This window comes from Pseudomonas sp. FP2254, assembly GCF_030687695.1.
GTDB classification, from domain to species: domain Bacteria; phylum Pseudomonadota; class Gammaproteobacteria; order Pseudomonadales; family Pseudomonadaceae; genus Aquipseudomonas; species Aquipseudomonas quebecensis.
The window spans coordinates 148,393-173,716 of record NZ_CP117444.1 but is presented as its reverse complement, the minus strand read 5'-3'; the positions used below and the strand labels follow the sequence as shown (position 1 = coordinate 173,716).

12 protein-coding genes and 1 pseudogene are annotated in these 25,324 nt (G+C 62.8%); all 13 read right to left on the bottom strand.

Annotation, left to right across the window (positions count from 1 at the left end):
* Positions 1-157: 157 nt before the first annotated feature.
* Positions 158-8,932, bottom strand: a pseudogene (locus PSH94_RS00755) (DUF637 domain-containing protein); the annotation flags it as partial.
* Positions 8,933-8,963: 31 nt separating this feature from the next.
* On the bottom strand, positions 8,964-10,685 hold the full coding sequence (locus tag PSH94_RS00750; RefSeq protein ID WP_305436104.1) for a ShlB/FhaC/HecB family hemolysin secretion/activation protein: 1,722 nt from the start codon (positions 10,683-10,685) through the stop codon (positions 8,964-8,966).
* Positions 10,686-11,200: 515 nt separating this feature from the next.
* Complete coding sequence (gene pgaD / locus PSH94_RS00745) at positions 11,201-11,683, bottom strand: poly-beta-1,6-N-acetyl-D-glucosamine biosynthesis protein PgaD (RefSeq protein WP_266245348.1); 483 nt, start codon at positions 11,681-11,683, stop codon at positions 11,201-11,203.
* Positions 11,684-11,685: 2 nt separating this feature from the next.
* Positions 11,686-13,026 carry a poly-beta-1,6-N-acetyl-D-glucosamine synthase gene (gene pgaC / locus PSH94_RS00740; protein ID WP_305436102.1) on the bottom strand — a complete coding sequence of 447 codons (1,341 nt, stop codon included), beginning with the start codon at positions 13,024-13,026 and terminating at the stop codon, positions 11,686-11,688.
* A gap of 2 nt (positions 13,027-13,028) precedes the next feature.
* Positions 13,029-15,026: a poly-beta-1,6-N-acetyl-D-glucosamine N-deacetylase PgaB gene (gene pgaB, locus PSH94_RS00735; RefSeq protein WP_305436101.1), complete on the bottom strand. Its 1,998-nt coding sequence runs from the start codon at positions 15,024-15,026 to the stop codon at positions 13,029-13,031.
* A gap of 12 nt (positions 15,027-15,038) precedes the next feature.
* Positions 15,039-17,519, bottom strand: coding sequence for a poly-beta-1,6 N-acetyl-D-glucosamine export porin PgaA (pgaA, locus tag PSH94_RS00730; protein WP_305436100.1), 2,481 nt, complete (start codon positions 17,517-17,519; stop codon positions 15,039-15,041).
* A gap of 255 nt (positions 17,520-17,774) precedes the next feature.
* Positions 17,775-19,271, bottom strand: a complete 1,497-nt coding sequence (locus tag PSH94_RS00725) for a YdgA family protein (protein WP_181081761.1) — start codon at positions 19,269-19,271, stop codon at positions 17,775-17,777.
* A gap of 146 nt (positions 19,272-19,417) precedes the next feature.
* Positions 19,418-20,050: an NADH:ubiquinone oxidoreductase subunit N gene (locus tag PSH94_RS00720; RefSeq protein ID WP_181081762.1), complete on the bottom strand. Its 633-nt coding sequence runs from the start codon at positions 20,048-20,050 to the stop codon at positions 19,418-19,420.
* A gap of 92 nt (positions 20,051-20,142) precedes the next feature.
* The gene (locus PSH94_RS00715) at positions 20,143-21,585 is read right to left on the bottom strand and encodes an efflux transporter outer membrane subunit (protein ID WP_305436098.1); all 1,443 of its coding nucleotides are present in this window, start codon (positions 21,583-21,585) and stop codon (positions 20,143-20,145) included.
* A complete protein-coding gene (locus PSH94_RS00710) occupies positions 21,582-22,472 on the bottom strand; it encodes an efflux RND transporter periplasmic adaptor subunit (RefSeq protein WP_181081764.1) in 891 nt (296 codons plus the stop codon). Before PSH94_RS00710 ends, PSH94_RS00715 begins: the two co-directional genes overlap by 4 nt.
* Positions 22,469-22,678, bottom strand: a complete 210-nt coding sequence (locus tag PSH94_RS00705; protein ID WP_010214247.1) for a DUF1656 domain-containing protein — start codon at positions 22,676-22,678, stop codon at positions 22,469-22,471. Before PSH94_RS00705 ends, PSH94_RS00710 begins: the two co-directional genes overlap by 4 nt.
* Entirely contained in the window at positions 22,675-24,753 is a 2,079-nt protein-coding gene (locus PSH94_RS00700) for an FUSC family protein (RefSeq protein WP_253509902.1), read from the bottom strand. Before PSH94_RS00700 ends, PSH94_RS00705 begins: the two co-directional genes overlap by 4 nt.
* Complete coding sequence (locus tag PSH94_RS00695; protein WP_181081766.1) at positions 24,750-25,160, bottom strand: MarR family winged helix-turn-helix transcriptional regulator; 411 nt, start codon at positions 25,158-25,160, stop codon at positions 24,750-24,752. The genes PSH94_RS00700 and PSH94_RS00695 overlap by 4 nt, the downstream gene beginning before the upstream one ends.
* Between the last annotated feature and the right edge of the window lie 164 nt (positions 25,161-25,324).

Genomic DNA, 25,324 nt, shown 5'->3' with positions numbered 1-25,324 from the left:
ACTCAAGTTTTTGTTGATCAATTTCACTTGAGGTATTTTTTGGGCCGTCGAAATTTGCATCCTTAGCTGCAATTTTACCTGTCCCTACAACTCCTGCGTCTCCAGGAACCAAACCCGACGTACTACCTTTTGCACCAAAATACCCCTCCGGCAACACACACGGCCCGGTATTGTGCACCCACGTCTTCAAATCCCCAACGTAGAACGTGTGCCCCACGTCCACCGTCAGGTTGAAGGTCTCGCCCACAGGCAAGTAAAGCTCCAGCGACTCCACTTCAGAGGACGTGTTGTCGGTATCGCCATCGGCCAGGGATTGAAGTTGATCTCCCGGTTTAAGATCGATAACCGGGATGAAGTCGCGCTTGGCCGGAACATAGAACGGGTGACCCGGCGTGACCAGCAGGGTTTCGCCTTCTGCTTTACCGTCTGCCCGAACACTTTTCAGCTTGAGGCGGTAAATCGGCTGGTCGGAACGCTGATGAGTCGCCAGGATCTTAGCGGCGAAGGGTTTGCCGCCTTTTTCCGGTTTGCTCCAGACCACGTCGCCGACTTTGAGCGACTCAATGGTGCGGTCGCCGTTGGGGGTCGAGACTTTGGTGCCTGCCGCGAAGCAGCAAGGCTCTTTGTATTTCGTCAACACGACTTCATTGCTTCTGGCAGCAAGTAAGTCATCGGCTCTGACGTAGCTGCCTACATCACCAGTGAGGGCAGTCGGTTGATAGGCGCCGACGGATGTGGTCGGCGTACGGGTGCCCGTGCGCTCAAACTGTAACGTGGTGTCAAAGCTATTGGGGCTCAGGCCGTAGGTTGGGATGTCATCCGCCAATCGGGCCGTCATCCCCGCACCGGCTTCGCTTCTCGCCACCAGGGCACTGTCAGCCCTGACAAGGCCTGAGGCTTCGCCGGCCTTGGAAATCTGCCCAAACCTGCCAGCAGTAGACCCTGGGGCGACCATGGTCGCAGCGTCAGTGACTAACTCTGAAACTTGCGCGGCTGACTCATAGCTGTTGCCTTGCAGGTCTGAAACGAATGCCCGGCCCGTTTGCCGGGTGGTCATTTGACCAACCGGGTCCAGAGATGGATCGGCAACAGGCCCCAGGAAGTCGTTGGCAACGCCCAATGCATTTCCGCCCAAAAGCTCACTACCGACCTTAGCAGTGGATGTAACTAGGCCCCACGCACTACGACCTACGCCTGCCACTCCGCCTTTGAAGCTTTCCAGGTAGTCCGTCGGCTTATCGCTGTAGTTCAAATTGGATTTATAGAAATCCACTGTTCCTTGGCTGTTGTGGCCTTCAGGGTCGCCTAGGTAGTCGATATTTCTAGTGCCGTCTTTGTAGGCAGACGGGCGCGTGTCCTTGAAATCAAGAATCAAAGCCGCCGTCTCATTGCCACTGTATCCACGCTGGCTTCCGTCTGCGGACGCATCGGTTCGAGCGTAGTTATCCGCAATTGGGGCCAGAGCCACACCTAAGTTCTGCAAGGTTGCTGTATCGATCTTGCTTGCATCTTCAGCCGGGATTGACTTGCTCCAGTCTTCATCGGTGTAGTAAGTCAGCGCAACCGCCATGCGCCGCTCAGCCTCCTGCGGACTGATGTTTTGGTCCGCCGCCATTTTTGGCGCTTGCTCTTTGATCAGCTCAGCGGCTCGTGGGTGCAATTGCTCGTTGTAACGTTCAACATTCCCCGCCACCCAGGCAGCGTCATTCGGGTTGCCGTTGACCAAGGACCCGGCCGCAATACCGATAATTTGAGCGGTTGCGACTTTGAATTGGTCATCCTTTGCGAAACGTTCATCCAGATATTTACCCAAGTTCTCGGTCGCAATCGCTGTCAGCCCTTCAGCCGCGCCAGCGGCAATTGCGCCGGTCTTGAAGTCACCGCCTCGAGCCGCTGAAAGTGCGCCACCCAGAAGGGCGTGCATCAAGACCTTTTCCGCCGAGCCGGGGCTCAGGTCAAGATCATTCGCCAGGTTACCAAGACCTTTGTTGCCGGCTGCTGCGGCCAAGTCGAAGCCTTGCGATACCAAGGCCGAGCCCAGGTTGTCTTTCAAACTGCCACCGTTGATGGCGGTGGAAATACTGCTTTCGATGACCGCATGGGTACCGCCGCGCAGTACTGCATCCTGCGCTTTCTGCCAGCTCAACCATTCGCTGGAGTAGCCCGGGTTCTGCACCGGCCCCGCCGTAGTGACTTTCGCGCCCGCACCGTCAACCGGGCTTGCGCCCTTAAACCAATTACTGTCTGCGTAGTTCAACGCCCCGGTTGCCAGACCGGCAATGGCGGCGTTCTTCAGACTGCTGCTGCTGAAGGTGTCCTTGAGTGCAAGGCCGATGTTGCCTTTGTTGTTGATCGTGCTCACAGCACCGGTACTGGCCAGCGAGGTCAGCGCGGCGGTGGCCATCATGTTACCTAGCCCCGCACTTGTGGCTGCAACCGCCGCCGACGTACTGGTCGCCGCAACCGCAGCTGTGCCGGCGGCCATGGTTGAACCAGCCGATGCACCTGCGCCCACCAATGCACTCGCGCCACCCGCCGTCACAATGGTGACGATAATGATGACCGCCAACATGGCGCCCTGGCCCATGCCCGAGTTGCTGTACTTGAAGGAGTCATGCAACTCTTTTACCTGGCGCCAATCCACGTCGCCGCGCTTCTCGGCATCTTTGAGCCAGACCAATTGCGGGTCGGCCTTGACCATGGTGTCGATGGTCTGGCTGACGGTTTGTTGGTCGACTTGTTTGATGTCGATCTTCAGGCCGTTAACGGCTTCGATGACGGTCTGCCCCTTGGCAACCAGTTCACTCTGACGCAAGGTTTCATCGGTCTTGCCTTTGCCCTTCATCGAGAACCAAGCCATGTTGCTCTTGCTCTTGGTATGGCTCTCGTCGTGATAGTCCTTTACGCCTTCAAACGTCACGGCGCCGCCGCTTTTCAGGATAAGGTCGTTGCCGCTGTTGAGCTTGGCGACCTGGTACAGCTGGTCGCCATTGCTAACCAAAGTCAGGTTGCCTGCGGTTTTGATCTCAGTGCCGACGTTGGTGGTCTGGGTAACTTCATCACGCTTGGCTTTTTTGGCGCCCCAGCCGCCGTTCTCCTTCATGTCATACAGGGTATGCGTACTGTTCTGCGCCGCCAACAAACTCAACTTATCCCCGCTATACAGATAAGCCTCATTCCCCGCGCTGATCCTGCTCGCCACGATCGTGGTGTCACGCCCGGCCTGGCTGACAAAATCCCCACCCGCCGTCAGTACGCTGGCCACTTGGGTGGTCTGCTCGTCTGCGGTCTTGATGCGTTTCTTGCCGTGCTTTTCCTTGCCATCGACGTTGTGCATGTCGCTGACGGAGGCGATGTTGAGGTCGCGGCCGGCGGCGATGTTGAGGTCTTTGCCGGCGGTGGCGGTGCTGCCGATGATGTTGACGTCTTGCTCGGCTTGCATGTTGATGCTGCCGCCCGCCGTGACGCTGGCGGCGAGGTTTTTGACGTCGGTGGTGATGCTGGATTTCTCGCCGCCGTCGCGGATCTCGTGCTTGACGCTGGTGTCGCTGGCGGCGATGAGGTTGAGGTCGCGGCCTGCGGTGAGGTTGGCGTCGTTGCCGGCGGTGAGGGCGCCTCGGTTGATGAGGTCGCGGCCGGCGTCGATGGCGAGGTTTTCGCGGGCGACGATGGTGCCGCCGCTGCCGTCGGTGAGGGTGCGCATGCCGGCGCCGTCACGCACCTGGATGGCGGTAGTCTCGTTGGTGATGTCGCCTCGGAGGGCGGTGAGGCTGACCTGTTTGCCGCGAATCTCACCGGCCATGGCGTTTCGGATGCTGTCCTGGGCCAGCAGGCTCAGGTTGTTGCCGGCCTCGACCAGGCCGCCGGTGTAGAGGCTGCCGCTGCTGACGGCGGAGAGGTTGTTGCTGGCGCGCAGGGTGCCGACGTTGATCAGGTCGCCGCCGGTGACCAGGTTGAGGTCGCGGCCCTGGATCAGGCTGTTGCCGCGCACGTTGCGCGACTCGGCCTGGGCCAGGTAGAGCACGGGCACCAGGACGGTCTGGCCGTCGACCACGCGGTTTTCCATCCACACGATGTCGTGGGTCAGGGCGCCGACTTGCTGGCGGGTGAGGGTGACACCCAGGCTCAGGCGCAGCGCGTCTTTGCTGGCCAAGGCGTTGTCCATCAGGTAGCGGAACTGGTCGGCGTCGCTGTACAGGCCGCCGGCGAGGAAGCGTTGGCCGGTTTGGGCGAGCACGGCGTCGCGGATCAAGCGGGTTTCGTATTGGCCATCGCCGAGGCGGCGCCAGGCGTTGTCGGAGCTGAAGCCGAGTTTGCCGAGCATGTAGTCGGAGCTGAAGAAGCCCGTGAGGGAGGCGAACTCGGGGTTGGTCTCGATCAGGTAATGGCTGGTCGGATCAGGATTTTTAACGAACAGGCCGTACTCGCCCTTGGGCAGTTGGAAGTTGGGCGAGGTGGTCGGGTCGACCGGGGCGAAGGCGGTGCCGGTGTAGTCCACGGGCACGAAGCCGCCGCCGGGGGCCGCGCCTGCTACGGGCAGGATGCTGCCGGCGGCCTTGGCGCTCGGGTCGTTGGCGTGTTTGCTCAGGTTGATGTTGATGCCACCGACGGGGATGCCGGTCTGGTCGTCGCCGAGGGTGCCGGTCAACTGGGCCAGGGTGTTGTTGTACAGCGTGCCGTTTTGCAGGGTGCGGGCGACGTTGAGGTTGACCGTGCCGCCGGCTTGCAGGGTGGCGTCGTAGCCGGGGCCGCTGTTGTTGGTCCAGGTGGTGACGTCGCTTATGTGCTCGAAAGGATAGCTATTGGGTGAGCGGTTTTTCAGCTCTTCGAAGCGCGCCTTATCGAAATGCCCAGCCGCCGTGGCCGCATTGAAAGCGGGAACGTCGACCCATTGCATGCGTTCAAATAAATCGTCGGAGACACGTCCTGGCGTGGTGACGACAATCTTGCGCTGCCCTGTGCGCGTGGCGGCACCCTGGTTAAGCAGGTCACCGGCGGCAATACTCAGGTCGCCATTGGCAGCCATCAGGCTGTAGCGATTCTGCACATTGTCGCCTTGCAGCAGCATGTTTTTGCCAGCTACCAGGCGCGCCGCTGCCGAATCCTTGGTCGCCGCCTCAAGGTAGGTCTCGTAGATGGTGATGATGCCTTTTTCCCACCAATCTTTTTCGCCGCAGTGCTGGCCACAGATCCAACTCAAGCTGCCGGTGGTCAGCGTCTGCCCGAGTTCGAATTCATCTTTGGCGTTTTCGATAAAGCCCGCATTGATACCGATCGAGCCTTCGCTTTCCACGGTGCCGGAACGGTTACTGAACAGCGCGGCACGGCCGCCATCGCGCGCGGCGAAGCTCAAGTCGCCTTTGCTGTAGACGTCGCCATGAAGGTTGCTGAAACCATTGGCGCGCAGAGTCAGGTTGCCACCGCTGAACAGCAGCGAATCGGCCGCGTTGGTGATGCCATTGACCGCAGTGAGATTTACCGCACCCTGGGCGCCGAGGGTGCCGCGGTTATTGATCTGCGCCGCGGCGATATCCAGTTGCTGACGCGCAGTGAGGAAACCGAGGTTGTCCAGGGTGCCGCCCAGGGTCAGGCGGGTATTGTTGGCCGCCAGGCGGCCGCCGTTCTGGCTGAGGTTGTTCGCCGCCACGGTGAGTGTCTGCAGGGCCGACACGCGGCCGCTGTTGCTCATGTCGCCAGTGGTGATGCTCAGGTCACCGTCGCTGAGCAGTTCGCCGCCGTTGTCCAGGCTTGCCACATTGAGGACCAGGCCCTTGCCGCTGGCCATGCGGTCGCCGGCCTTGAGGGCCAGGCCTTGAGCACTTTTGTAGGTAAGCACTTCGTTGAGTTGCAGGCGACCGAGCCCGTCGACTTTGCCGAACGCCCAGTCGGCGGTGCCCATGCCGTTGATAGTGCCCTGGCTGCCGTTGAGGCTGGCGGTGTTGATGCGAAACAGGCCGCTGCCGGCGTGCTGCAACAGGCCGGCCTGGTTATTCAGGCTGGTGGCGTCGAGGCTGAAGGCCGTGCTGCCGAATTCGAGGGTGCCGCCCTGGTTGTTCACCGCGCCGCTGAGGTTGAGGCTGCTGCTGGCACCGCCAAGCGCGCGCAGTTGGCCGTTGGCGCTGTTGTCCAGGTTGCCACCGTTGAGGCTCAGCCCCTGGTTGGCTTCGATCAGGCCGCCCTGGTTGGTGAGGGTGTCGCGTGAGGTCAGGTTGAGCAGGTTGCCGCTGACCTGGCCGCCCTCGCTGTTGTCGAGGGTGGCGCCGCTGACGGTCAGCTGTTCTTTGCCGAACAGTTTGCCGCCACGGTTGGCCAGCGCTTCGACGGTCAGTTGCAGGTTGCCGACCAGGCTCGCCATCAGGCCGCCGCTGCCGTTGTCGACCTTGTCGGCGGTGACGGTCAGGCTGTCGCCTTGCACCGTGCCGCCCTGGTTATCCAGGCTGGTGGTGTGCAACTCGGTGAGGGCGCCGCCGCTGAGGATCAAGCCCTTGCGGTTGCTCACATCCTGGCCGCTGTAGCTCAAGCCCCCGGAGCCGGCCAGCAGTTGGCCGTCGTCGTTGTTATTCAGGTGCTGGGCGGTGATGTCCAGGCGCTTGCCACGCAGGGTGCCGCCGCTGTTGTCGAGGGTGGTGAGTTGCTTGACCAACACACTGCGCTCGCCCGCGTCGATCTGGCCGCCGACGTTAGTCAACAGGTCGCTGACGTTGAGCACCACGTCGCCGCCATCGCTGACCAACGCGCCTTTGTTGCTGTTGGTGAAGCGCTGCGCCGTCACATCGACGGTTTGGCCGAGCAGGATGCCGGCACTGTTGTCGAAACGCTCGCCGCGCAGTTGCAGCAGGCCTTCGCTCTGGATGCGGCCCTGGGCGTTGAGCAATTGGCCCGGGCCTTTGAGCAGCAGGCTTACGCCCTGGGCGCCACCGGCGAGCAAGCCGGCGCTGCGGTTGTCGAGGCCGGAGGCGCGTACGTCGAGTTGGTCACCCAATACGCGTCCGGCGCGGTTATCGATATCGCCACCGGCGACGTCGAGCAGCAATTGTTTGCCGACGATGACGCCGCTCTGGTTATCCAGGTTCGCGGCGTGCAGTTCGATATTGCCCTGCCCGGCCTGCACGCGGCCCTGGGCGTTGTTGAGCTGTTGTGCGGCGGTGAGGGTCAGCTTGCCGGTGTCGGCGCTCAATACGCCGCCGGCATTGCTGCCGAGGGTGCCGGCGTTGACGGTCAGGTCGGTGCTGGCCTGGGCGAAACCCTGGGCGTTGTTGAAGCCGTTGGTGACGGTGAGGTTGAGCGCGCCGCCGTCGGCCTGGATCAGGCCCTTGAGGCTGTTGTCGAGCTCGGTGGCATTGACGTTGGCGGTCTTGCCCACCAGCACGCCGTTCTGGTTATTGAGCTTGCCGGCGTTGAGCGTCAGCTCGTTGGCGATGATTTGCCCGCCGCTGTTGTTCAGGTCGGCACTGGTGAGTACCAGGCTGCCGCCGGCCATCTCGATACGGCCCTGGTTGTTCAGGGATGCGCTGTTGAGCGTGGCGGCCTGGCCTTCACCGAAGCGAATCAGGCCGCCGAGGTTGACGATGGCTGGTGAGCTGATCGCCAGGCTTTGTTCGCCGTACAGGCGCGCGGTGGCGCCCTGGTTGGTCAGTTTGGCGCTGCTGACGTCGACGGTCTTGGCCTGGATGATCGCGCCCTGGTTGGTCAGCGCCTGCGCGGCGGCGATCGCCAGGGCGCGGCTGGCCAGCAGGTTGCCGGAGGTGGTGACGGTTTGCGCGTTGACTACCAGGTCGCCGGTGGTATTGCGGCTGTTGTCGGAAGCGACGCCGGCTTCGACGATGCCGGGGTTGGTGACGGTCGCGGCGTTGAGTTCAATGCGCTGGCCGGCCGCCACGCTCTTCTGGTTGACCAGGGCCTGGGCGCTGGTGATCTGCACGTTGCCGGTGGCGTAGACCTTATCGGTGAGGTCGACGTTCTGCGCAGTGACCTTGATGTTGCCGGCAGTGGCCGCCGCCTGCGCCATGCTCAGACGCCCATTGGCATCGAGCTGGATATCCCCACCACTGGCCGCCAGCGTGCCGTCGAGTTTCACCCCCACCCCGGCCTCGGTGCCCACCAGCTTGATCGCGCCGGCGTACATGCCGCCCAACGCGCTGGAGTCGATCGCCAGCTCGGGCTTGGCGCTGCCGTCGTCGGCGCGCGGTGTGGTTTTCAGGCTTTGGGCGTCCACATCGTTGCGCCCGGCGATTACGTTCAGTTCGCGCGCGTTGATCTGCGCGTTGATCTTGGCCGAGCGGGTGATGATGTCGAAGCGGTCGACATTGCTGGCGTTCAAGCCTTCGCCGTCGATGGTCACCGCGCCGCCGTCAACCTGGTAGCGCTGCAGTTGGCCGTTCGCGTCAAGTACCGGTTTGCCGGTGGTGAGGGTGACGTTCGGCGTGTTGATAAAGCCGCAGCCGCTGCAGGTGACGCCGTACGGGTTGGCGACGATGACTTTGGCCGACTGCCCCGCCACTTCGGTGTACCCGCGCAGTTGGCTGGGGTTGCTGCCGGTGACTTCGTTGAGGATGACGCTGGCCGCGCCGCCTTTGAGGTTGGGGTTGCCGACGATGTAGCCGCCCAACTGGGTGTTGGTCACCGCGCCGCTGGCGTTGTTGAGGATCACGCCGTTGGGGCCGACGTTGTATTGCTGGAACTGGTTATGGGACAAGCCGGCGCCGTTGGGCGTGGCGATGTTCACCACGGGCACGCCATTGCCCGCCGCGCCAACAGTGGTGCCCGGCGCGCTGACCACAATGCCTTCGGCCCGGGCCAGCAGCGGCTGCCAGAACAGCGCGTTGGCCAGGATCAACGCCAGCCCGCGCTTGGGCAGGCCGAAGAACGCGTCACGCGGCTTCAAAGCGGCGGAAGGTTGGCGGGCCAGGAAGGCAAATTGGCGAACATCCATTGTCAGATTCTCATTGCGGCGGGGCGTTGAATTACAGGAAGAAGTCCATACGGAAGTAGATCGGCGCTTCGCGCTCGCTCACTACGGCCGGTCTTTCCAAAGAATGGGCAAAGGTCACGCTGGTGCTGACGTGCTTGCCCCGGGCGAACAGTTCCACGGAGTTGCTGGACACGCGGCCATGCACATCGCCGTTGTAGCGGTCGTTGCTGATCACGCCCTGGTCGTAGCCGACGCTGGCGCCGTACTCGGCAAAGGCCGGGCGCATCCAGTCCAGGGTCACCGGGCGCGCCCAGCGCACCTCGTTGCGCCAGTAGCCGCCGCTGTCGCCGGTCAGTTGCTGATCCTTGAAACCGCGTACCGAGGCCGAGCCGCCCAGGCTCACGCGTTGCGGGCTGAACAGAATGTCTTCGCTGCGCTGACCGGTGGCCAGGCTGGAAAAACTCAACGACTCGCCCCACAGCGTGAACGGCTGCAGATAGCTGACGGTGGCGGTGTATTTGCGGTAGCGCGAATTGGCCTGGCGGTTGCCGAACTGATCGCGTTCTTCTTCAGACTGGGCATCGAGCAGGCCGATGCCGTTCTGCATGCCCAGGTCGAGGTTGACGAACGCATTGCCGATGCGCCGACCGTGGTTGATGCCGAACTGGAGTTCGCTGAGGCGGTTGCTGCTCGGCGCGGTGCGCACGTCGAGGACGTAGTTGTTGGTACGCAGATGGGCCAGGCCGACGTTCACCGAGGTCTTGCTCACGTCGTCGCGGTGGATCACCCGCTCGGCGCGCAGCTGGTGGTTCTCATTGTCGCCATTGAGCTTGAATTTGGTGCTGTCGGTCTGGCCGTACGTGCGGTAGTCGCTTTCGCTGTAGGTGTAGCTGAAGTTCCACCAGCCCCACGGCACGTTGTAATACAGCATGCTGTTCTTCGAGGTTTTCTGGTGATCGCTGACCGCATCGTGGCCGCCGCGCAGCATCAGTTGGTCGCCCAGGCCCAGCGGGCTGTCCCATTCCAGGCCGGCGCCCCACTGCTGTTCGCCGGTGCTTTTCTGGCCGTCGTTGTTACGCGACAGGCTGGCGCGCCAGGGCTTTTGCGGGGTGTTCTTGACCACCACGTCACTGCCGCCGATCTGCTGGCCTGGGGTCAGTTCCATCTGCGCCTGCTTGGAGGGCAAGCGGTTGAGTTGGTCCACCAGTTGCTCGATTTCGCGCAGGTTCAGCGCCTCGCCGACCTTGCCGGGAAAGGCCATGGCCAGTTCGCGGTCGGTCACGCTGCTGCCCTCGGCGCTTTTCAGCGCTTCGAGTTTGCCTTCGACCACCAGCACCTGCAGGTGGCCGCTGGACAGGTCTTGCTGCGGCAAGTAGGCACGGCTGGTGACGCGGCCTTTGGCGATGTAATAGTCGGTGATGACCTTGAGCAGTTCATTGAGCTGCGACACGCCCAGGCACTGGCCGATGTAGGGTTTGAGCAGGCGCGCGCGGTCGGCGACGGACAGGCTGTCGGCGCCCTTGAGTTCGATGTCTTGGATCGGGAAGCAACGAGTGTCTGCCGGCGTCGTTGGAGCGGCGGGCTTGGTCTGTTTGCCGGGCAGGTCCTGAAGCTCCTGCAGGCGACGGCTCTGTTCTTCGAGCAGGCGATTCTGCCGGTCGCGGATCAGGTCCTGATCGCCGGGCGTAGGCGCGGCGGACGCACTGTTCACGCTTAAACAAGCGAGCAGGAAAGTGCACAGCGATAACCGAATCCGTGGCAATAACAGGGGCATGTTCGATCCGTCGAAAAATCAAGGGGGCGCAAACTAACATCGAACTTGCTCTAACCCAAGCACAGGGGTTAGTTGCACGCTCGCACTTACTTAACGCCTAACCTATTGATTATTAATAATAAAAAAACATCAAAAAGAACTAATGCCATTCGCTGGAGTGATTATTCCGACCAGTGGCGATTCTTTTTGAATATGAGCCGAGCACCTTGATAAATAGCCATTATTTCGCCATCAAGGTTCCGCCGAGATAGGTTAGTACCGAGAAAGCAGGAAAAGTTCGCGGGCGTTTTGTGAATTGGATCCCATTTGTCGGGATTGCGCTGCAAGGCAGGAAACGCTCACCGGCAGGGCCACCTGTTTTTCGTGCCCCCTTGCAGGTACAGGTGTCTACACAGCTTCGGCGTAAACATAACCTGAGAAAATGAGGTTGTCGTGGTGAGCAGGCTTGCCCTGCTCACCACAATAAGCCCGCTCACCCCATGACTGCACGGCCGGAAGCTATCCATCCAGGGGATTCAGCCGATGTCCTGGCCTTTTTCCTGGCCGGGCACGAGGGTCAGTGGCGGGCGTTCCACGTCACGGGAGACGTGGGATTTAACTTCGCCCACACCGCCGTCTTCATCGTTGTGAATCACCAGTACGCCCGGACGGCGCAGTTGTTCCAAGTCGCCCGCGCCCAATTTGAAGCTCTCACTGAGATGCTTGTCGCTCAGGCCGCTGGTTTGTGCGCGGCGCTGGGCGAATTTGCGGCCTTTGCGTTGCTGATAGCGCGCCCAGGAGACCAGGATCACCGCGTTGAACAAGGCGATCCACAGGTAGATCTGCAGGGTGTTGAGCGCTGCGAAAATCGGTGCTTCGATCCGCGGGCCGCCATGGGTGTCGAGCATCGAAGTGATGCCGCGCGCGAGCAACCAGATCAAGCCGGCCCAGGCCATCAGGGTCAACAGCACGTCGATAATCCACATCACCAGGCTTTGGCGAGTTCTGACCAGGTTCATGATCACGCCTCCTCACTGACAGGTTTGATACCACGGTCCGGGCTCACCCAGCGCGCGCGTTTCTGATGCTGGTTGAACAGCACCTTGGGGAAACTCACCAGCGTGGTAAACAGGCTGACCAGCCAGAACACCATCGGGTACCACACCGTCCAGAACAGGGTTTTCCATAGGTCTTTCTCGTAACGGCGGTCGATGATAATGCTGACCGCGAACTGCAGCAGACACACCATCGCCAGCACCAGACCGGTAAACGCCGGCGGCATCAGGGCGTCGACGGCGATTGCCTGCGGCAGCGGAATAAACTTGCCCACGCCCCAGAAAATCACCGACAGCAGGAAGGTAAACGCCCAGCCGGTGGACAGGCAGTACTCGAACAGCAACGGCCACAGATAGCGGTGACGCCATTGCCAGATGCCGCGGATGTTCTTGAACAGCACTTCGGCGCCGCCCTGGGCCCAGCGCAAACGCTGCTTCCACAGGCCGCCGACGGTTTCGGGCATCAGGATCCAGCACAACGCGCGCGGCTCGTAGAAAATGCTCCAGTGGTCCAACTGCAGCTTCCAACTCACGTCGATGTCCTCGGTGATCATGTCGGTGCTCCAGTAGTCGATGCGGTCCAGCGCTTTCTTACGGAACGCCACCACCACACCCGACACCGTGAAGATCCGGCCGAACACGCGCTGGGTGCGCTTGATCAAACCGATGATCGACGAGAACTCGCCCACCTGCACACGGCCGATCAAAGTCGACCGCGTGCGAATCCGTGGGTTGCCGGTAACAGCGCCCAGCCGGGGGTTATCGAGCATCGGCGCGACCAGATAAGCCGCCGCGTTTTTGTCGAGCAACGCATCGCCGTCGATGCACACCAGGTATTCGCTGCGCGCCGCCACCGCACCCATGCGCAGGGCCACGGCCTTGCCCTGGTTCTGTGCCAGGTGCAGCACGCGCAGGCGTGGATGCTCCAATGCCAGGGCATCGAGCACCGCTGCGGTGTTGTCCTTGGAGCCATCGTTGACCGCGATCACTTCAATGTTCGTGTACAGCTGGCCGAGCGCCGCATGGATGGTATCGGCGGCGTTATCCCCTTCGTTGTAGCAAGGGATGATGATCGAGATCAGCGGATTGCCGGCCAGGATCGGCGCCGGAGTGTCTTCCTGCCAGGGCCAGTGGCGTTCCCAGTGCAGCCAGAAGTACAGGCCGCCGGCAATCCACAGCGCCGACATGAACAGCGGGTAGAAGAATACGAAGTCCATCAGGAACTGCCCGGTGACCAGGAAGATCAGGCCCAGAGGCACGCCCAACACCAGCGCCAGTACGAATAAAGCCAGGATTCTGTCGAACATGGTCAAGGGTTCCATTGGTTGGAAAGGGCCGGACGCACGGTCTTCAGGTCCGGAGAGTTTTCCAGGAAGTTGTCCGGGTAATAACCAAAACTCGTGACCCCCTGGCGTTTGAGCACACCCATCCATTCGGCCATTTGCGCACCGTTGATATCGGTGGCGTCTTTGGTGCGCCAGTCTTTGGCCTGCAGTTCAAACACCGTGCGCTCCAGCGCGCCGGGGCGCTTTTTAACGGTGGCTACCAGTTTTTCCAGCCAGGCATTGGAGGTGTTTACCTGCTGTCCTTCCATCAACGGCATGGCCATCGGTGCGGTCCAGTCGTAAGCCTGGAGGAAATCGTCGAGGTTCTGCGCGAACCAGGCTTCGCTCGGCGGGTTAAGCATCGGCTCGGCGAAGATGTTGCGCGCGGTCAGCACCTGCGGGCCGCGGATGGCGCGCACCTTGGCGGTCAGTTCGTGGGTGAAGTCGATCAGGTAGCGGCTCTTGAAACGCGTCCAGCGCTGCATCACCGCCGGGTCGGCGCGCAAGGCCGCAATGCTATCGGGCAAGCCGTTGGCGGCGTAGGTCTTGAGCGCGGCGGGGCTGGCGTCTTCGAAGTCGTTGAACACCGCATCGTCGTGATAAAGGATGCCGTCGATCGGCCCCACCCGCGCCAGGTCCTCGTAGATCTCGCCGATGATTTTGCGCACGGCCGGATCGAATGGCGACAGGCGCTGGTACTGGTCGGGATCGAGGCCGACGCTGCCGGTTTTCGGGTCCCAGCGCGTTACACGTGGGAGCTTGGGGTCAAGGGCAAAGCTGAGCACCGGCATCCAGGCATACACGCTGGCATGGGCGCGGGTACGCAGCTGCCAGGCAACGCGGTTGAACAGGTCGGCGCGCATCGGCAAGTGGCGGTTAGGGAAATACAGTGAATGCACCAGGCCGTCGCCCTTGGGGTCGGCGAAGGCTTGCAGGAACACTGTGCCGGCGCCCATATCCACCACGCGCTGCACCAGTTGGTCGAGGTTGCGCGCCTGCTGGGCGGCGTCCGGGTCGTACACGTTGTCCAGGTCCACATGCAGCACGCGCAACGGCGCCTTGGCCTGCACGGCCACGATGCTGTTGGCGAAGTGCTCGCCGTCCGGGTCGGAGGCCACCAGAAAGCGCGGGCTGCTCATCAGGTCGCCGAGGTTGTCGAGGCCGTCTTCGAGGGTGAGGGCCATCTGGTAACCCTGCTCGCCGACCACCGCCAGCGACGTGCCGTCGGCTGCGCCATACGGCCATACCCACACCCGTGGCGCCTTGCCGGTGACGGCGCGGATCTTGTTGGAGATCGCCACCACGTCGGCGCGCATGCGCGCCTGGAACTGCGCTTCGGTTTCGTAGCGCTGGGTCGCCGGATCGTAGCGGCGGGTGGTCGCGGCCGGCTCCAGGTTGCCCTGGGGGTTGGCCAGGATGCCTTTGTGGTTGGCGTCGGTGTGCGCGGCGATTTCTACCAGGCCCGATTGCGACACCTCGCGAATCTGCTCCCAGGTGAGGAACTCACCCCGAGGCCGCGGCATGCCGGCGAAGTCCACGGGTTTGTTCAACGGCGTGTCGATCCAGTAGCCCACCGGCGCCAGCAATGCCGGCCAGTGATAGGCGCGCAGAATCGGCATCACGCGGGTGTAGAAGCTCGAATAGCCGTCGTCGAAACTCAGCATGATCGCCTTGGGCGGCAATGCCGGGCCGCCACGGCGGGCGGCGAGGATCTGGTCGACGCTGACCGCCTGGTAACCGTTCTCGCGCAGCCAGGCCAATTGTTCGATCAGCCGCTCGGTACGCACCGCCACCACGGCCTGGTCGGGATCGCGGTCCGACACGTCGTGGTAAGCGATCCCCAGGAAATGGTTCTTCGGCCACGCCGCTTCGTTGGCCGGGGTCGGCCGCTCGGCGGGTGGGGTGAAGGGCGCGGGTTGCTGGGCGCAGGCGCTGGCCAGCAATACACCCAGGAGCAACAAGCAACGGCTGAGAACAGTCATGGTCAGGCTCTTTTAGAAACGGTAAGTGAGGTCGACGAGCAGGCGCAGATCGCGTTCGCGATCACCGTCGTAGGGTCGGCTGATCAGGCTCAGGTTGGCGCCGACTTCCAATACGTCGTTCCAGCGAAAGCGTTGGCCATAGCCGATCAGGCCGACGCCACCGGTGGAATAATCCCGCTGGCTGTAAGTACCCGCACCGACTTGGAACTGCTGACTCCACTGGGTCTCGTAGCGGTGGTAGAGCACATGGTTGACGTTGACGGTGGGCAACACGCTGAAGTCCGACTTCGGGTTGAAATACACCGTGTCTTCCTTGCTGTTGCGGCTGGTGGCAACTTCCAGGCCCAGGTCCACTTGCACCTTCGGCGAGCTGTAGAGGCCCTCGCGGCCGGTGAGCACTGCTTCGACGCGATCATTGCCGTCACTGAAATGGGACGGGCTGACGGACAACTTCCACTCGCGGCTTTCGTTGGCGCGCCAGCGGATAAAGCCGCTGCCGCCATTGGCGGTGATATCGGCGTTCAACGCCCGCAACGGAGTGGTGGCGGCGAGGTAATCGAGGCTAGCCCCGTATTGCCAATGGTCGTTGAGGTCATGGGCAAACGCCACGCGCGCGCCCTGCTTGGAACCAAAGCCGTAGGAGTGGTTGGACACCTCGGCTTCCAGGGTCAAGTCACGGGTGCGCCGTTCCACGCCGACGCGCTGCCAGCGGTGCTGACCGGTGCCTTCTTCAAAGTCGGCGGTGGCGTAACCGGCACCGGCGAACAGGCGCCAGTCTTCGTCGATGGGCGGCGTGTAGATCACGCTCTCGATGCCCCAGTCACGGCTGCCGGCCACCGCACCGGCGTCGCTGTCATTGCCGCCACCGTAGCTTTTGCCGGTGTAGGCCTCGACGCGCAGTTCGGCCATGTCATGCACATTGCGCAGACGGTTGAGGCGCTGCACCTGGCGACTGTCGGGGTTGCGCGCGACCACGTCGTCGGTAAGCACGTCGAGCTGGCGCCACTCCTGCAAGTCCATGGCGGTGTAAGCCTGGGACACTTCCAGGCCGATGTCGCGCGGGGCCTGGGCTTCGGTTTCCTTCAGGATGCCTTCGGCGCGGCGCGGCAGGTCGCGGGCGCGGTACATGTCGGCCTGGGCCAGGCGCAGGCCGACGTTGCCCGGGGCCTTGGCCACCAGTGCATCCAACCCGGCCTCGCTGCCCGGCAGGTCACCGCCGTAGACGCCGGACTGGGCGGCCAGTTGTTGGGCGTCCATCCATGAATCGTTGGGGTTGCCGATGGGCAGGCCCTTGAGTTCAACCCGGGGTTTCTGGCTGTTGGCCAGGCCATTGGCGACTTCACGCGCTTGCTCGCCCTGATCGCTCTCCTGCAGGGCGTAGAACAACGCGGTGGTGTCTTCGACACGGTCATCCGGCTCGGCATCGGCGGCGCTCAGGGCCTGACGGTAGAGCGGCTCGGCCTTTTCCGGCTGGCGTTGGTCCAGGTAGGACGCCGCCACCCAGCGCACGGCGTAGGTGGGTAATTGCACGCCTTCGCGGGTCAAGGTTTCGTATTCGCGCACCACATCCGCCGTGCGCGCCCGAGCCTTGAGGGCGCCCAGGCGATCGATGCGCCAGCGCACCACGTCATCGTGGGCGCTGGCGTCGGGGGTCCAGCGTGCGAGCAGGTTGTCGTAAGCCTGCAGCGCACGGTCGGCGATCACGTAGCGCTCCTGTTCGCTGCGGGTGGCGAACTCGGCCATGCGCACGCGCTCGGCGGCCAGGTCGCCTTCCAGGCGGCGTTGGGTAACCGCATCCAGCAGGCCCGGACGCTGGGCCGACAGGCGCAACGCAGCCTCCGGCAAGCGAGCCTTTTGCAGGGCAACGATGTACTCGCGAGCAACTTCGGGTTTATCGCCGGCGCGCATAAAAGCCTGGTCGAATTCGAACAGGGCGTCGTAGTTCAAGCCGGCACGGGTCAGCGCATAACCCAGGGCCATGCGGCGGTTGGGGTCGTCAGGCTTGGCGGCCACCAATGCACGGGTGCTCTGCACCGCCTCGTTGGCCTTGCCGCCATCGGCCTGGGTAAGGGCCAGGCCCAGTTGCAGGTCGATGTTGTTCGGTTCGCGCAGCAACGCCTGACGGTACACCGCCTCGGCCTGGGCCCACTGTTTCTGGTTGCGATAGGTGCGCGCCACCGTGGCGAGCGCCTGGGTGCTGAGGTTGCGATGCTTGCCCTGGGCCTCGTAGACCTGCAGCACTTCGGCGTCCTGGCCGGCCCAACCGGCAATCACCAGGTGATCGCTGACCTGGCCGGGCGTCTGGCGCTCGGCGGACAACTGGCGCAATTGCGTAAGGGCGGGGGTGAAGTTGCCATTGCGCGCCTGAATGATCAGCGCATCGTAGGCCGAGTCGGCCAGGGCGTAAGCGGGCATCAACAATTGGCTGCACAAGGCGACCCCGATAAGCAGTCGCAACCGGCCTGATGCACTGAGTGGAGGGTTTGGCAACATATCGTGAGCTTCCTTACAGGGAAAGCTGTAACGATAGGTAGTCCTGGGCGTTTCGCTTCAGGGTGCCGACGTCTCATGACCCGGCCTAGCTTTCCTGTGGGCACTATCGCCGAGCGCGGGGCGCAAAAGCGCAAATCAGAACAATTGTTCAGATTTGGATAAGGACGTGGGATTTATACGCGGGACGGGAGGGAACGCTGCGTGTGGCGAAGGAGCAATCTCCCTCGCCACAGCTTACTCAGTGCACTGACGCGATTATTGCTCGCCGCTGACCGCGCCGACTTTGGACATCACAAAGCCGATGAACTGCTCGACGGTCATTTTCTGGCCGTTGAAGGTCACTTCATTGTTGGCGTAGTGCAGTTTGGACACCACGTCGTTGCCGACCAGGGTCGCCAGTTGTGCGCCCACGGCCGTGCCGCTGACCATCTCGGCGGCCATCTGGGCTTGCTGCTCGATGGCTTTAGGGTCGGTCAGGCCAACGGCCTGGGCCTGCAGGGCCGACACATCGGCGATCATTGGCTTGGACAGGGTCAGGTTGGCGTCCAGCAGCGACACCATCTGCTTGCCCAGTTCCACCGGCGGCAATTCCATCGACGCGGGTTTGGCCAGGTCGACCACCAGGTTGAACTTGCTTTCGCCGTGGGTGGTTTTCAACGACAGGTTTTCCAGCGCCAATTGCGGCTTGGCGGCCAGCAGTTGGTTGACGTTGGCTTCGGCCAGGGCCTGCTCGGCTTCGGTCAACTGCAATTCAGGCGCGGGTTCGCCAGCGGCGGCGGCGGCTTGAACCGGCTGCAGCTTGTCCTGGTAGAGCTTGGTCAACACCAGCATGGCGGGGACGTCGACGTTTTTCATGCTCAGCGCCATGGCGGCCGAGCCGACGGGTTTGCCCTTGTAGCCGATCTCGTCGATTTTGTAGTCGACGCGGCCGGCCAGGTTGTTGTCCTTGGTTTCGCTGGAGTCTTTCTGCTCAAAGCCTTTGAGCGAGATCACGTCTTTCTGCACGCCGACGGTGAACTTGGCGTCCGTCAGTTCCACGGTGTTCTGCCCGGTGTAGAAACCGAAGGTGGACTTGGCCAGGTTGCTGGCCACGGTCAGGCCGGCCAGTTCGGCTTCGAACGGCGCGCCCTGGGCATCCACGGCGGCGACCTTGAGGCTGTTCATGAAACCGTCGGCCTTGACCTTCTGGCCTTCGGCGGTGCTGTCGAAATTCATGTTGGCGCCGGAGAAGCTAACCGAGGACTTGTCATCCTTGAACTCCAGGGGCAGCAGTTCGACATTGCCGTTGACCGCGCGGGTGTAGCTGATATTGGCCACGCCCTTGAGCGGCGACACGTCTTTGGCGGCGGCAAACCACTTCTCGGTGGTGGCGTTCTTTTCCAGCTGGTAATGACTGGTGGCCATGACCGGCAGCCATTTAAGCGTGACCAGGCGCGAGAACGGCAACGGGCCGTGTTCGATATGGTCGACGAACAGCAGCTCCGGGTTCGGGTTTTCTTCGCCGAACACCGAGCCCTGCGCTTTCAGGCGGTAATGCGCGGTGCTGCTGAACACGCCACGTTCCAGCGACACCAATTCAAGGGCGACGCTGCCGTCGACGCCGGCCATGGAGGTTTGCAGTTCCTTGTTGGCGTTCTGGATTGCGGTCTGCAACACCGGCTCCAGCTGCTTGCCGGTGTACCAGGCGCCGCCTGCACTGACGACGCCGACGGCGACAACAAAACCCAAAAGAACGACTGCTGGCTTATTCATGAAGTGACCTGATCAAATCCTGTGAGAAGTGGGCTGTCTTCCTTGAACCATGTAGGGGTTGGCTCAAGCCCGCCGAAAACGGGGGAAGATTAGCACTGGCGGCCTTAAACGGCGCAACCTTTCAGAGGCATCAGATCGCTACTGGTTCACGAATACTCCAACTCGATTTCGTCAAGCTGGTGATCGAAGCTCTTCAAACGTGCTGTCCAGGTGTACACCAGCACCTCGAACTCGCGGTGGATCACGGCATTGCCGGGGGTGTCGACCTTGGGATCGCAGAAGTCCAGCTGGTAGCGTTCGCGGGCCATCTGCGTGGCGACATCGGACAATTCCCGCGCGTTATTCAGCCAATGCCGACCTTCGGCGATCTGCTTGTCGAGCACCACGCACTGTTTTTTCAGGGTTTCGAGACTTTTTTCCAACGGCGTGCCGGTGAGGTCGCCCATGACTTCCTGGAAGGTACGCCCCGGCTGCCAGTAGCTGCCCCAGAAGTAGCGGTCGAACACGGTTTCGACGCGGCGCAGCGCGACCTTGGTGTCCCAGATGGCCACGCGGGTCTTGCCTTGTTCGAGGAGTTTTTTCTTGACGCGTTGATTCTGGTAGGACGCCCAGGCCACCACGCCGATGGACAAGGTGCCGATCACCAGGCAGGCGCTGTCGAGGAACACCATGGCCTTGTCGAGGGGGTGGGCGAGCATGACGCCGTAGAAATACGCGGCCGATAACAGCACCAGTGCGAAGAGCACGCACCAGAAAGCGGGAGCATAAGGGTTTTTCATTATTGGAATCCCCATGAGCAAACGCGAGCAGTGTCAGGCGCGCGCCTGGCTCAACAGCCACGGCGCCCGCCTGTCAAAGCATAGCTATTCGCTCAGGGTTTGCCGGGCGCGGAGGCTTGCGTTCGTCCGCTTTCCCAACCACCGCCGAGGGCCAGGAACAGGTCGATCTGGCTCATGGCGACCTGGGTGTTGGCCGCCGCCAATTGGGCACGCATATCGGTGTAGGTGCGCGTGGCCTGCAGGTCGGCCAGGAACGACGCACGACCGGCCTGGAAGAAGCGGTGGGTCTGGTCCGCCGCCTGTTGCGCCGATTGCTCGGCCTCGGCCAATGCGTCGCGGCGCTGCAACACGGCGGTGTACTGGGCCAGGCCGGTCTGGGTTTCGCGGATCGCGTTGAGCACCACCCCATCGAAATGCGCCAGGGCGGCCTGGGTGGCGGCTTCGGCCTCATGGATGCGTGCGCGGGCGCCGTTGGTCGGTACGGTCCAACTGATCATCGGGCCGAAGCCCCAGCGGTTGGTCGCCGGTTCGCCGAGGTTGTCGAGCAGGCCCACGGTGCCGACGCTGGCGCCGATGGCGATGTCCGGGTACAGCGCGCCGGTGGCCACGCCGATGCGCGCGGTGGCGGCAGCCAGCTGGCGTTCGGCCTGGCGCACGTCGGGGCGGCGCTTGAGCAGCGTGGCGCCGTCGCCCACCGGCAGCAATTGGGCGATGTGCGGCAGCTCGGCACAGTCGCCGGTGCCCGCCGGCAGTTGCTCGACGGGTTTGGCCAGCAGCATCGACAGGCGATAAAGGCCGGCCTGGCGCGCCGCCTGGTAGCGCGGCATGTCGGCGCGCAGGGACTTGTATTGCGTCTGCGAGCGGGTCACCTGGGTTTCGTCGCCCCGGCCGGCATCGCGCAGGCGTTGAGTCAGCGTGGTGCTTTGCGCCTGCAGCTGCAGGGAATGGTTGGCAATCGCCAGTTCTTCGTTAGCGGCGCAGACTTGCGTGTAAGAGCGCACCACATCGGCCACCAGGGTGATGCGTGCTATATCGGCGGCGGCCTGGGTCGCGTCGGCGCTGGCCTGGGCGCTTTCGATGCCGCGCTGCAAGGTGCCGAACAGGTCGAATTGATAAGACGTGGTGATGCCCACGCTGCCGATATTGCCCACGGGGACCTTTTCCGGCAGCAGGAAGGCTTCGCCCGATTCCTGCAGGCGTTGCGCCTCGGCCTTGGCGCCGGCGCTCCAGCCCCCGGCGGATTCGGCCTGCTGCACCTGATACCGCGCGCGTTGCAGGTTGGCCGCAGCCACGCGCAGGTCGGTGTTGGAGGCCATGGCCTGGCGTACCAGCTCATCCAGGCGCGGGTCGTTGTAGAGCTTCCACCAGTCAGCCGGCACCGGCGCCGACACTACGTTCTTGCCATCGGCCGGCAGTTGCCCTTGCAGGTCGCCGCGCTTGACCGCGGCGGTGTCCGGCACCTGGTAATCCGGGCCGACCATCTGGCAGGCCGACAGCAGAGAACCCAGGGCAACGATGGCCAACAACTGCTTCATGGCCGGGCTCCGTCCTTGGGTTGGTCGTCGATGATCGACACCGTGGCGGTACGCCCGGCGATCATGCGAAAGTCCGCCGGCACCTCGTCAAAGGCAATGCGCACCGGGATTCGCTGGGCAAGCCGTACCCAACTGAACGCCGGGTTGACGTTAGGCAGCAGGTTGGAGCCACTGCTGCGGTCGCGGTCTTCGATGCCGGCGACGATGCTCTGCACATGCCCGTGCAAACGGGCGTTGTCGCCGATCACGCGGATGTCGACGCCCATGCCGACGTGGATACCGTCGAGCTTGGTCTCTTCGAAATAGCCGTCGATGTGAAACGAGTTGCTGTCCACCACCGACAGCACCGGGCGCCCCGCGGTGACGAACTCCTGGGTGCGCGGCGCGCGGTCGTTGACGTAGCCGTCCACGGGGCTGCGGATTACCGAACGGTCGAGGTTGAGCTGCGCCGAATCCACCGTCACCTGGGCTTCGGCCAGGGCCGATTGGGCGCGGGCCACGCGAGACTGGCTTTCTTCCAACTGTTCGCTGGGCACCAGGTTGCCGAGGCCACGGTTGCGCTTATATTCGCGCTGGGCCTGCGCCAGGGTTTCCTGGCGGTCGGCCACGGCGGCCTGGGCCTGACGCAGCGCCAGTTTGAAGCGGTCCTGGTCGACCGCAAACAGCACCTGGCCTTTGCTTACCAATTGGTTGTCGTGCACATCCACGCGCTGGATCAGCCCGGACACGTCCGGGGCGATCTGTACGATGTCGGCACGGATGTGCCCGTCACGGGTCCAGGGCGCAAACATGTAGTACATGACCATGCGCCACACCACCACCACCGCAAAACTCACGATCAGCAGCGTCAGGACCACACGGCCAATAGTCAAAAAAGGTTTTTTCATGTCATCAGGTATCGACTGAGTGAGTCCACCGCGCCCAGCAACAGCGCGTAGAGCCCCACATTGAACAATGCCCGGTGCCAGACCAGGCGATAGAAGTGGAGGCGCGTCAATAACCCGTGCACCACCAGAAACAGCACGTACGTAATGCCCATCAGCACCAGCAGCGTGGGCAGGAACACCCCACTGATATCCAGATCACCGATCATAAAGGCGCTCCATCGGGCAGCGGCGCTTCCATCTCCGTGCCGCCAATAAATTCCACGCCGGGCAACAACGCCAGGCGCAGGCCCGCCAGCGCATGCAGCAGGTGCAGGCGGGTGTCGTCTTCGTCTTGCAGGCCCTGACCGTTGAGGGCACGGCGCGTGCGGTCGAGGGTCATCAGCAGACCGCTGGGCGCAGGCAAGCGTTCACCCGCTTTCAGGCAGGCCTTGAAGTAACCGCCCACGCCTTCCACCACTTGGTTGAGCAGCACACGCGGCACGCCGAGGATGCGCGGCGAGTAGGCCAGCAGGTCGAGCAGGTTGAGCGCCACGCGCAAGTCGCGCAGGGCGATGCCGGTGTCCTGGTTGATCAGGGCCAGGCGCGGCAGGTGCTGCATCAAGCGGTCAAGCATTTGCACCGCCAGGTGCCGGTGTTCGGCCAATGTGGCCGGCTCGGTGAGGCCGACGATGTCGTGCCAGCTGAAACGGGTCAGGCGCTTGGCGGCCAGCTCGGCGCCGAACGGGCGGGCGATCAGCGTCCACACAAACGCGAACAGCAGGCCCACGGGCCCGGCCAGGTTGACGTTGGCGAAGTTGAGGAAGTCGGCGTCATAGGCGCCCTGGATGCTGATAAACGACGAGGTGTTGACCAGCGTCAGCAGCATGCCCAGGTAGAAGCGCGGCTGCACGGTCAGCGTGCCGATGCAGATAAACGGCACGGCGAATGCCAGTACCAGCATCGGAAAATCGTGCAGGTTGGGCAGCACCAAAAACAGATAGAGGCTGGCAAACAGCACCGACATCGCCGTCCAGAAAAAGAACCGGTAGATCTGCGGCGCGGGGTCGTCCATCGAGGCGAAGAAACTGCACGCCACGGCGGCCAGGATCACCGCGCTGCCGCCGTCGGTCCAGCCCAGCAGAATCCACAGCACCGAGGCGACGATAATCGCGGTGACGGTGGAAAACGCCGAGTAGAACATCAGGCCACGGTCGAGGAACGGAGTGAGCCGGCCCAAGCGCCAGTGGCGATAGACGGCGCGCCAGGTGTCCTGGCTCTCGCAGTGGATGGCGGCTTGCAGGCTGCGGCAGTCCTGCCACAGGTCGACCCATTCGCCGAGGCGGTACAGGGCGTTGGAAAACAGCAGGGTGTGGCGGTCATCCAGCGCATCGCCCTCGGGTTGTTGAGCTTCGATCCGGTCACGCAGGGCGCGCCAACTGTCCAGCGACGGGTTGTCGGTGCTGCTTTGCAGCCACTGGGCGGTGGCGTCCAGCAGCGGTTTGAGGCGTTCGAGAAACTGCGGCGCGCGCTGTTCGACGGCGTACAAGGCGTCATCCAACTCCTCCACCACCGGCAGCAGGTGGATCATGCGCCCGCGCAGCTCCTTGGTATTGCGCACCGTCTGCGGCCGCGCGCCTTCGTGGGGCAGCTGGCCGATCATCAGTTCCAGGGTGTTGAAGGTGGCGACCATGCCGCCGCGCAAAGTGCTGATTTCGTCAGGCTGCACCGTACGCGTGAGGAACCGCTGGCTGTAGACCTGTGCGTCGGCAAACCATTTGGCCACCGAACCGTCGAACACCGGCGCCAGGCGCCGCGGCCAGAACATCGCGCCGACCACGGCGGCCACCACGATGCCGAGGAAGATTTCTTCGGTACGCGCCTCGGCCACGTCCCATACCGCCAGGGGGTTGTCCACCACCGGCAGGGCAATCAACGGCAAGGTGTAGCCAGCCAGCATCAACGCGTAGTTGTTGGCGGTGCGCAGGTGCATGGACAGAAACAGCAAGGTGCCCGTCCACAAGGCGATCACCACCACCAGGATGTACGGCGACTGCACGAACATCGGCACAAAAAACACCGCCGCCGCCGCCCCCATCAGGGTGCCGATGGCGCGGTACAGCGCTTTGGAACTGGTGGGGCCGACAAACGGGCTAGAAACGATGTAGACCGTTGCCATCGCCCAATACGGACGGGGCATCTGCATCAGCATGGCGATGTACAGGGCGATCATCGACGCCGCAAAGGTGCGTACGCCATAGAACCAGTCGCGAGCAGGCGGGAAACCGGTGAAGAATCCGTTCAAAGCGTCGCCGCCTCAAAGGCACGCAACACCCGCAGCGCCGCCTCCATATCGGCCGGCGCGATATCCGCCAGCACGTCTTTACGCAGGCGCACCAGTTGCACCTCCACCGCCTGCACCAGTTCGCGACCACGTTCGGTGAGGCTCAAGGCCTTGGCGCGACGGTCATGGACATCTTCGGTGCGGCACACGTAGCCGCCGTTGCACAGCTGGTCGAGCAGGCGCACCAGAGATGGGCTTTCCATCCCCGACGCATGGGCGACCTTGACCTGATGCACGCCGTCGCCCAGACGGCCGATCATCAACAACGGCACGGCGCAGGCTTCGGAAATACCGTAGCTCACCAGCGTGGTCTGGCAGATTTTGCGCCAGTTACGGGCGCCCACCACCATGCTGCTGCTGAGGTTCATCTGGAGTTGTTCGAGAGAGTGAGGCACTGGATAGTTCGCATACAGTTAGTTTGCTAACTATCAATATGGTGGAAGGATCGAATTGCGTCAAGTTTTGAAACAATTTCGCGATCGATGGAGCGATTCAGCAGCAACACCGCAGGACGCATGTGGGAGGGTTGGGG

Coding starts and splice junctions, on each gene's coding strand:
- PSH94_RS00750 (WP_305436104.1), bottom strand. CDS start 10,685: ATGCCCCTGTTATTGCCACGGATTCGGTTATCGCTGTGCACTTTCCTG.
- pgaD (WP_266245348.1), bottom strand. CDS start 11,683: ATGAACCTGGTCAGAACTCGCCAAAGCCTGGTGATGTGGATTATCGAC.
- pgaC (WP_305436102.1), bottom strand. CDS start 13,026: ATGTTCGACAGAATCCTGGCTTTATTCGTACTGGCGCTGGTGTTGGGC.
- pgaB (WP_305436101.1), bottom strand. CDS start 15,026: ATGACTGTTCTCAGCCGTTGCTTGTTGCTCCTGGGTGTATTGCTGGCC.
- pgaA (WP_305436100.1), bottom strand. CDS start 17,519: ATGTTGCCAAACCCTCCACTCAGTGCATCAGGCCGGTTGCGACTGCTT.
- PSH94_RS00725 (WP_181081761.1), bottom strand. CDS start 19,271: ATGAATAAGCCAGCAGTCGTTCTTTTGGGTTTTGTTGTCGCCGTCGGC.
- PSH94_RS00720 (WP_181081762.1), bottom strand. CDS start 20,050: ATGAAAAACCCTTATGCTCCCGCTTTCTGGTGCGTGCTCTTCGCACTG.
- PSH94_RS00715 (WP_305436098.1), bottom strand. CDS start 21,585: ATGAAGCAGTTGTTGGCCATCGTTGCCCTGGGTTCTCTGCTGTCGGCC.
- PSH94_RS00710 (WP_181081764.1), bottom strand. CDS start 22,472: ATGAAAAAACCTTTTTTGACTATTGGCCGTGTGGTCCTGACGCTGCTG.
- PSH94_RS00705 (WP_010214247.1), bottom strand. CDS start 22,678: ATGATCGGTGATCTGGATATCAGTGGGGTGTTCCTGCCCACGCTGCTG.
- PSH94_RS00695 (WP_181081766.1), bottom strand. CDS start 25,160: ATGAACCTCAGCAGCAGCATGGTGGTGGGCGCCCGTAACTGGCGCAAA.